This is a genomic window from Betaproteobacteria bacterium (genome assembly GCA_009377585.1).
Taxonomy (GTDB): Bacteria; Pseudomonadota; Gammaproteobacteria; order Burkholderiales; family WYBJ01; genus WYBJ01.
In genome coordinates, this window is record WHTS01000195.1 from 1 (window position 1) to 6,973 (window position 6,973).

At 61.7% G+C, this 6,973-nt stretch carries 6 protein-coding genes; 3 read left to right on the forward strand and 3 right to left on the reverse strand.

The window, feature by feature from the left end:
* Positions 1–519: tripartite tricarboxylate transporter substrate binding protein (locus GEV05_29835; protein ID MPZ47486.1), on the forward strand; the 519-nt coding region annotated here is incomplete at its 5' end.
* 254 nt (positions 520–773) lie between these two features.
* Here the strand turns inward: GEV05_29835 and GEV05_29840 are convergent.
* Positions 774–1,871: an LLM class flavin-dependent oxidoreductase gene (locus GEV05_29840; protein MPZ47487.1), complete on the reverse strand. Its 1,098-nt coding sequence runs from the start codon at positions 1,869–1,871 to the stop codon at positions 774–776.
* Between the two features lie 355 nt (positions 1,872–2,226).
* On the opposite strand from GEV05_29840, the gene GEV05_29845 reads away from it, so the two are divergent.
* Together GEV05_29845 and GEV05_29850 are read left to right on the forward strand one after the other, a co-directional pair.
* Positions 2,227–2,817, forward strand: coding sequence for a tyrosine-type recombinase/integrase (locus GEV05_29845; GenBank protein MPZ47488.1), 591 nt, complete (start codon positions 2,227–2,229; stop codon positions 2,815–2,817).
* Between the two features lie 312 nt (positions 2,818–3,129).
* On the forward strand, positions 3,130–3,204 hold the full coding sequence (locus tag GEV05_29850; GenBank protein ID MPZ47489.1) for an integrase: 75 nt from the start codon (positions 3,130–3,132) through the stop codon (positions 3,202–3,204).
* 185 nt (positions 3,205–3,389) lie between these two features.
* Here GEV05_29850 and GEV05_29855 read toward each other — a convergent pair whose 3' ends face one another.
* Together GEV05_29855 and GEV05_29860 are read right to left on the reverse strand one after the other, a co-directional pair.
* Positions 3,390–4,484 (reverse strand): tripartite tricarboxylate transporter substrate binding protein, encoded by a 1,095-nt coding sequence (locus GEV05_29855; GenBank protein MPZ47490.1) that lies wholly within the window; start codon positions 4,482–4,484, stop codon positions 3,390–3,392.
* Between the two features lie 190 nt (positions 4,485–4,674).
* Complete coding sequence (locus GEV05_29860; protein MPZ47491.1) at positions 4,675–6,186, reverse strand: DDE-type integrase/transposase/recombinase; 1,512 nt, start codon at positions 6,184–6,186, stop codon at positions 4,675–4,677.
* Positions 6,187–6,973: the final 787 nt, after the last annotated feature.

The window sequence follows — 6,973 nt, forward strand, 5'->3', positions numbered from 1 at the left end:
CAGATGAACTTCGCGTCCTCCGGTTTCGGCGGCCCGATGCATCTGGCCGGCGAATTATTGAAATCCAGAGCCGGCGTGAACATCGTTCACGTGCCCTACAAGGGCGGCGGTCAGGCGCTCAACGACGTCATTTCGGGGCAGGTCGAGTTTTGCTTCATCGGCGCCCCGGTCGCCATGCCACAAGTGCGCGCCGGACGCTTGCGTCTCCTGGCCGTGAGTACGCCGAAGCGCATGAGCACGCTTCCGGACGTGCCGACGGTCGCCGAGCAGGCGTATCCGGGGTTCGACGTCAATGCGTCCTACTCGATGCTCGCGCCGAGCGGAACGCCGACGGCGATCGTCAATCGCCTGAGCGGTGCCATCGCGAAGGCGGTGGCGCTCCCGGACCTGCGCGAAAAGCTTCTGGCCCTCGGCGTCGAGCCGGTAGGCAGCACGCCGGAGCAGCTGACGGCGTTCATGCAGAGCGAACTCGACAAGTGGACCAAGCTCGTGCAGTCGCTCGGCCTGGCCGAAAAGTAGTTCCGGCACGCCGGTGCCCGACATGGCGCGGTCGTGCTTCAAAAGTTCTCGATGTATCAACCCTTCTTTACGTGTCACGCCCCGATGACGTGGCTGCGCTGATCAAGAGCGCTGCCAAGGAATCGGGACCACAACGCAGCATCCTGCATCGGCTTACACGAGGGTTTCGGCTTCAGTGACTTGCCGAGGCCAGTCCCGGGAGAGCGAGAGCGAGCGCGAACGGGTCAGGTCTTGCTATCACGCATTGCATGCGTTCAAGGCCTGTCCCCGTTTGCGTGAGCCGCTGCCGCCTTGCGGACCAGGGGAACGACGTCGCTCATAAAGCGCTGGACCTGCTTGAGGTGGTCGTCGAGCGGACGAATGTAGAGGGCATCGGAGCCTGCCTCCTCCAGCGCTGAGACGACTTCGGCAACTTGTTCCGGTGTGCCGATGATCGGCCCCATTCCATGCAGCTCGTGACGTTCGCCGGCGGCCCGTGGCCGGTTCCGAAAGAGGTTCTCCCGACGCGCATTCATGGCGTCGAGGCGGCTCTGATCCTTGCTGACGTAGAACTGCCAGGTGCAGAGGCCGTTCGGAAAGATTGCGGGATCCTTGCCCTCGGCGACCAGGTACTGGTTGAGCCTCGCCTTCGTCTCTCGCAGCGATTCGGGGGTGAGCTGGAGGGCGGAGGAGAGCCAGCCATCGCCAAAGCGGGCGGCGCGGCGAAGGCCGGCGTTACTACCCCAGGCGGCGATCCAGATGGGAATGCCTTCCGGGCGTCGGGACATGACACCGAGGTCCAGACCTTCGGTGTTGTAGTACTTGCCCTTGAAGGCCGGGGCGCCCGGCTGAAGGAGCGAGCGAAGTGCCACGGCAATCTCGTCGAAGCGGTGCCAGCGCTCGGCCGGGTCGAAATTATTGATGGTGTATTCGACATTCGAGGAACCCGCGGCGAGTCCGGCGATCATGCGTCCGCCAGTGAAGAGGTCGAGGGTGACGAACATCTTTGCAGTGGGGACGAGGCCACGGTGGATGGGAAGCAGACCAGCCGGGATGAATCGCATGTGCTTCGTGGCACCCGCGACCGCTGCGAGAGATGTCACCGGATCGAGCACGTTGAAGAAGTGGTCGTTTACAGCGAGGTATTCGTAACCCATGGCATCGGATTCGGAGACGAATTCGGTGAGCATGGCCAGGGGGTCAGGATCGTTGAGGCGAACGGTTGGCAGATGGACGCCGAACTTCACGGTGGACCTCCGGGGGGAGCGCGGTGGCGTGAAGGATAGCAGGAAGCCCAGGCAAGCTCGCTGCACACCCGCGATGTGCTCTCGAATCGGCTCCGGCGGCGCACGCACGAACGGACTCAGTAACAGGCGGGATCGTGCCTAGAACTTTTTTAGTGGTGCTTCCACCAAGGCACCCGGTGCCTCTGCCGAACTTGGTCGCCCACCATTCTTTGGCGAGCTTCGACTGCGCACCAATTGTCATTGGAATAGCGTCGGAGGCAGTGATTTGCGCTGCGCCGTTGTCGAGTTACGTTGACCGGCAGTCAACGGTCATTCATGCGACGTTGACTCGCTGGCTGCACTGGCCGAAGCGCAGTCACTGCCGGAGGCCACCGCGACGCTCTGGAATTGGCCGATAGTACTCATCGAGCATCCTGCCGATAGCAGCCGTTCCGGTCCCTGCCCAAGAATAGGGCTCCGATCAACGACCAAGGAGCCTGTGATGGAAGCTATCGAGAAATGTGGCGCCTGGAACAAGGGCAAGCTCGTCGGCCAGAAGCCACCTCTCAAACCGAAGGACATCTGGGCTATCCGAATCCACCTACAGAATGCGCATGCCGTCCGCGATCTCGCCATGTTCAACCTGGCTATCGACAGCAAGCTTCGCGGCTGCGACCTTGTCAGACTTCGAGTAGGTGACGTCACGCTTGGGAACCGCATACTCCCGCGAGCCATGGTGATCCAGAGGAAAACGCAGCGGTCGGTGCAGTTCGAGCTGACGGAGTCGACCAGAACGGCTGTTGGCGTCTGGTTGGAGAAGGCTCAGCTTCGGGGGGACCAATACCTCTTCCCGAGCAGGGTGCGGAGCTCTCCCCATGTTTCGACCCGCCAATACGCGAGGATCGTCCATCGCTGGATTGAAGCCGCTGGCCTCGATTCGTCGGCCTACGGGACGCACTCGATGCGGCGAACCAAGGCGACCCTGATCTACAAGCGCACAAAGAACCTGCGCGCCGTTCAGCTGTTGCTTGGTCATACCAAGTTGGACTATCTCCCGCGCCGGACTATGTCCTGTACATGCCTGACGGGTTGATCTACCGAGGGCGCTCAGCGATTTCGCTGGACATTGCAATCTTCCTTGCCGGGGAATTCCGCCCGCAAGGAGAACATCATGGAGCTTTCCTACGAGAGTGCTGATGCTCGGGTGCGCGCGATTGGTGGGACGTCTCCGGAGGGCAAGCTTGGCCGCTACAAGCCCAACGACCGGCTGCTCGCGTTCCTCAAGGGCTTGTAGTGCAGCCGCCTATGTCCCGCGAAATGCGTGGCCGAATATTGATGGCCTCGTCTGTCACGGGACATAGTCCGGCGCGGGAGATAGTCAAGCCTATGTCCCGCGGGACATAAGTTGGAACGTACCGTCCGGTATCTCGGAATCGAGGTGGATGACGCGCTGGAGATCTCCGAGCAAACCGAAATCTAGCAGCGCCTGCTGGCGGCCGCACGGGCCACAACGTGCGGCCGCTTTCTGGCATCATGTCGAGCGAGTACACCCGGCCAAATGCGGCCGCTCGTCTCCAAGGTCATCGTCAAAACGCCTATCAACCTGCACGACCTTGAATCAACGCGCGTCGCTCGCGTTCCACCCAGGGCTATGTTCGGCATGCATCAGTCAGCCACCTTGATCCCTGCAGTCTTCACGACCGCCTTCCACTTCATGACGTCGCTTCGCAGCTGATCTAGGAACCGCTTAGGTGGGCCGCCAGCCACTTCGACGCCGTCCCCGGCCAAGCGTGCGGTCAGATCGGGCGTCTCTAGAATGCGGTTCAGTTCCGCATTCCAGCGGCTTATGAGCGAGTTCGGCAGCAGTTTTGGCCCGAGGATCGCCTGCCAGCTCAACGTCTCGTATCCCGGCACGGTTTCGGCGATCGCGGGAATGTCAGGCATCGCCTTCGCGCGCTTTGCACTCGAGACGCCCAATGCGCGCAGGCGCTTCGACTTCACGTGCGGGTAGATCACCAGCGGGCTGCCGCTCATCAGCTGGATTTGCCCGCCGACGACCTCATTTATCGCCGGCCCCTGCCCCTTGTACGGCACATGTGTCATCCGAATGCCGGCCATCTGGCTGAAGAGCTCGAGCGCAAGGTGGATGCTGCCTCCTGTGCCGGACGAGCCGAAATTAAGTTTGCCTGGATTGGTCTTCGCGTAGTCGATCAGCTCGCGCACGTTCGCCGCGGGTACGGTGGGATTGACGACCATCAGCTGCGGCGATACGGTGAGCAGCGCGACGGGCGCCATGTCGTTCACTGGATCGTAGTTGAGCTTGCGCGTGGCAGCGGTACCGGCGTAGCTGCTGGACACCATCAGCATCGTGTATCCGTCCGGCGCCGCCCGTATGCCGCCCTCAATCGCGATCCGACCGCTCGCGCCCGGCCGATTGTCGAGTACAACCTGTTGCCCGAAGCTCGCAGTCAACCTCGGCGCCAGCACACGCGCGAAAGTGTCGACAGGCCCGCCCGGCGGGAACGGCAAAATCAGGCGGATTGGCTTCGTCGGATAGTCTTCGCCAACCGCCGGCCACGCCGTGGCCGCGCCGCCAATGACAATCAACCCGGCAGCCAGATGCGACGGAGCGAAGAACTTGTTCAATTGCGCCTCCTCGTATTGTTTGGTGATGCCGCAGTGCGCCAGCGCGTCCTGATCTTGGCTGAGTTCCGTGCCCGAGTACTGAGCCAGGCCCGGAATCGATCTTCCATCGATCATAACGTAGTGCGGGCGTACCGGATTTCCGGAGAGATCGCTGCACGCGTGGTTGCTGTCGCGCTGGATCGCGGCATCATCGGTCTTCAGCGCAACGTCCTGTTTCTAGATCACCACCGTGCTCTGCCCTTGAGAACCACCGCGTGATCGACCCATTCCATCCGATGCATGTAAGGCTGCCTGTCGTGTTGCCTCACGCAACTTTGTTACCGGTTGCCTCACAAGAATGGTTACCGGCTGGTGAGCCGGTGCCGACATCACAGATCAGACGCTGGATCTCTTGATGCCGCCACTTGCGCACATATCTCTGCAGCGTGTTTAGCTGGTGTTGCGTGTATCGGCCCGGGTATCGGGCCTGGAACTCGATGAGCAGCTCAAGGGCCGTTTGGTCGGGGTGCGATTCGAGCCAGGCGGTCATCTCCGGCCAATGCTCCTCGAATATTCTAGGACGGCGGCCACGCGGCTTGTCCGATAGCCGGTAGGTCTTAGCTCCGATGACGACACCACGAGCCCTTGCGTCCTCGCGCCATCGGTTCACGCGTCGGAGAAGAGTTTTGTACTGGGCCCGGGTGAATCGGCCAGGGAATCGGATGCTGATCTCTTCGAAGAGTTGGGTCGCGCTGATGTTGGGAAGCCCTTCCAGTCGACGACAGACGACCGGCCAAGCCATGCGCACCGCGTGTAGCTTGGCGTTGCCTTTGCCGGCATAGACGGGCAGTAGCCTTGCCGGAATGCAAGGCGGCGGAGATACCGGAATGGGTGTAGTTCGATGTGCGGGGCATGGTTCAGTTGCGGGCACGTGCGCCTTAACGGCTTTTTGTAGACCACGGAGGTATCGCGGCTTCGCCTCGATCGAGAAGGTGGGTCTGATTTCGCCGGCGCGCCACGCACTGGACAGACTCGCTATGAACGATCCTAGGTCGGGCGCATCAACTGAAGGCGCCGGCGGTGGCTCGCCATCGGCCAAGGCGGCCAGATACGCCTGCACGGCCCGGATCTCCTCGAGCAGCTTCAAAGGATCGAGCTGGCCCTCGATCTGCTTCAGCGCCTCCTTCGCGTCGAGCGCGATGGAGTCCGCCTGCAAGAGTCGCTCGCATGGTGTCTGCGGAGGATGATAGCGCTTCGACACTTTCGCGCCGTCACGATGTTTCGCCGCCAGCTTGAACGATGGCTGGAAGAAGTTCACGAAGAGACGAGACGCGCCGTATAGACGAGAGATCGCCCGCGCAGCCGCCAGTCCCTCGAAGCGTCGATAGCCGAGCAGCTTGCGGACGATCGCACCGTTCTTCTGCTCCACCCAGGCTTGATCGTTCTTACAATAGGGCCGGGAGCGTGTGAGCTCGATCCCGTGGCTCAAGCAGTAGTCGATCAGCTTGTCGTTGACGAATTCACTGCCGTTATCGACATCCAGCGCGCGAAGGCCGAAGGGCAAGCCGAGCCGAACACGCTCGATCGTCTCGACTACGAGCCCGCCCTCGCGTACGACCAGGGGTGCGCACTCGGTCCACCCAGACGCAATGTCGGTGAGCACGAGGCTGTGGACGTAGCTCCCGCGATTCACCGTTCCGCAGTGCGCGACCAGATCCATTTCCATGCACCCGGGCAGCGGCTCGTTCCAATCTGCGAAGGTGCGCATCCGCACTCTTCGTCGCGGTGCGGGCTCGACGCGCCGGGGTCTCTTCGATCGCGACGTGCTCCGTGGAATGCGAAGCAGCCGATCAACGGTCGCCGCGCTCATATCGAAAAGTTTGTCGCGAATCTGATCCTGAAGTTTGAGGTGACCATTGCGCTCCAACGCCGGCAGGAGGATGCCTCACCCCAATTGTTACCCCGGTGTAGCCGTTGCCTCACGTGATCTGTTACCGGCGCGCGCGCGTGTGACCATACCACTCCCATCTCGAGGGGAAGGGTCATGGACACAAGACTGGACCGTGAGGCAAGGCGAGAGCTCGCAGACGCCGTTCGTAGCCGGTATCAATCGGCCTCTGGCGTGGACAAGCGGAGGATCCTCGACGAGTTTATTGCGACTACCGGCTATCACGAGAAGTCCGCTATACGCGTGTTGAACGCGCCTGCGGTTCACAAGCGGCCTCAGAAGCGATCACGCGCACCGCTTTACGACGAGGCGGTACGCGCGGCCCTGATCGTGCTCTGGGAGGCTTCCGACCGCGTCTGCGGAAAGCGGCTTCAGCCCTTGCTCCGGATCAGTTCGACGGTGTTTGCGTCGGTGACCACGCGATGCTGCCCAACCCGCACTTTCTTGAAACGCAATTGCGTGTGGTCACCGCCCCGCCAATGCAGGAGAAGCTGCACCTCCCCCCTCGTCAGCGGTAACAACGATTTCTGTGAGAACAGTGCGCAGGATGCGCTTCTTCCACTCCGGCGTGCTCTGCGAATGATCCCACAAGCGGCGAACATCGGCACCCAAGGAAAGAAGCTTCTGCTTCTGCTTCTGTTGCTCGCTGATGCATCGCGGGCGCTCCTTGCGCAAC

Excerpts from the sequence above, each read along its gene's own strand:
- GEV05_29845 (MPZ47488.1), top strand. The coding sequence starts at position 2,227 with ATGGAAGCTATCGAGAAATGTGGCGCCTGGAACAAGGGCAAGCTCGTC.
- GEV05_29855 (MPZ47490.1), bottom strand. The coding sequence starts at position 4,484 with ATGATCGATGGAAGATCGATTCCGGGCCTGGCTCAGTACTCGGGCACG.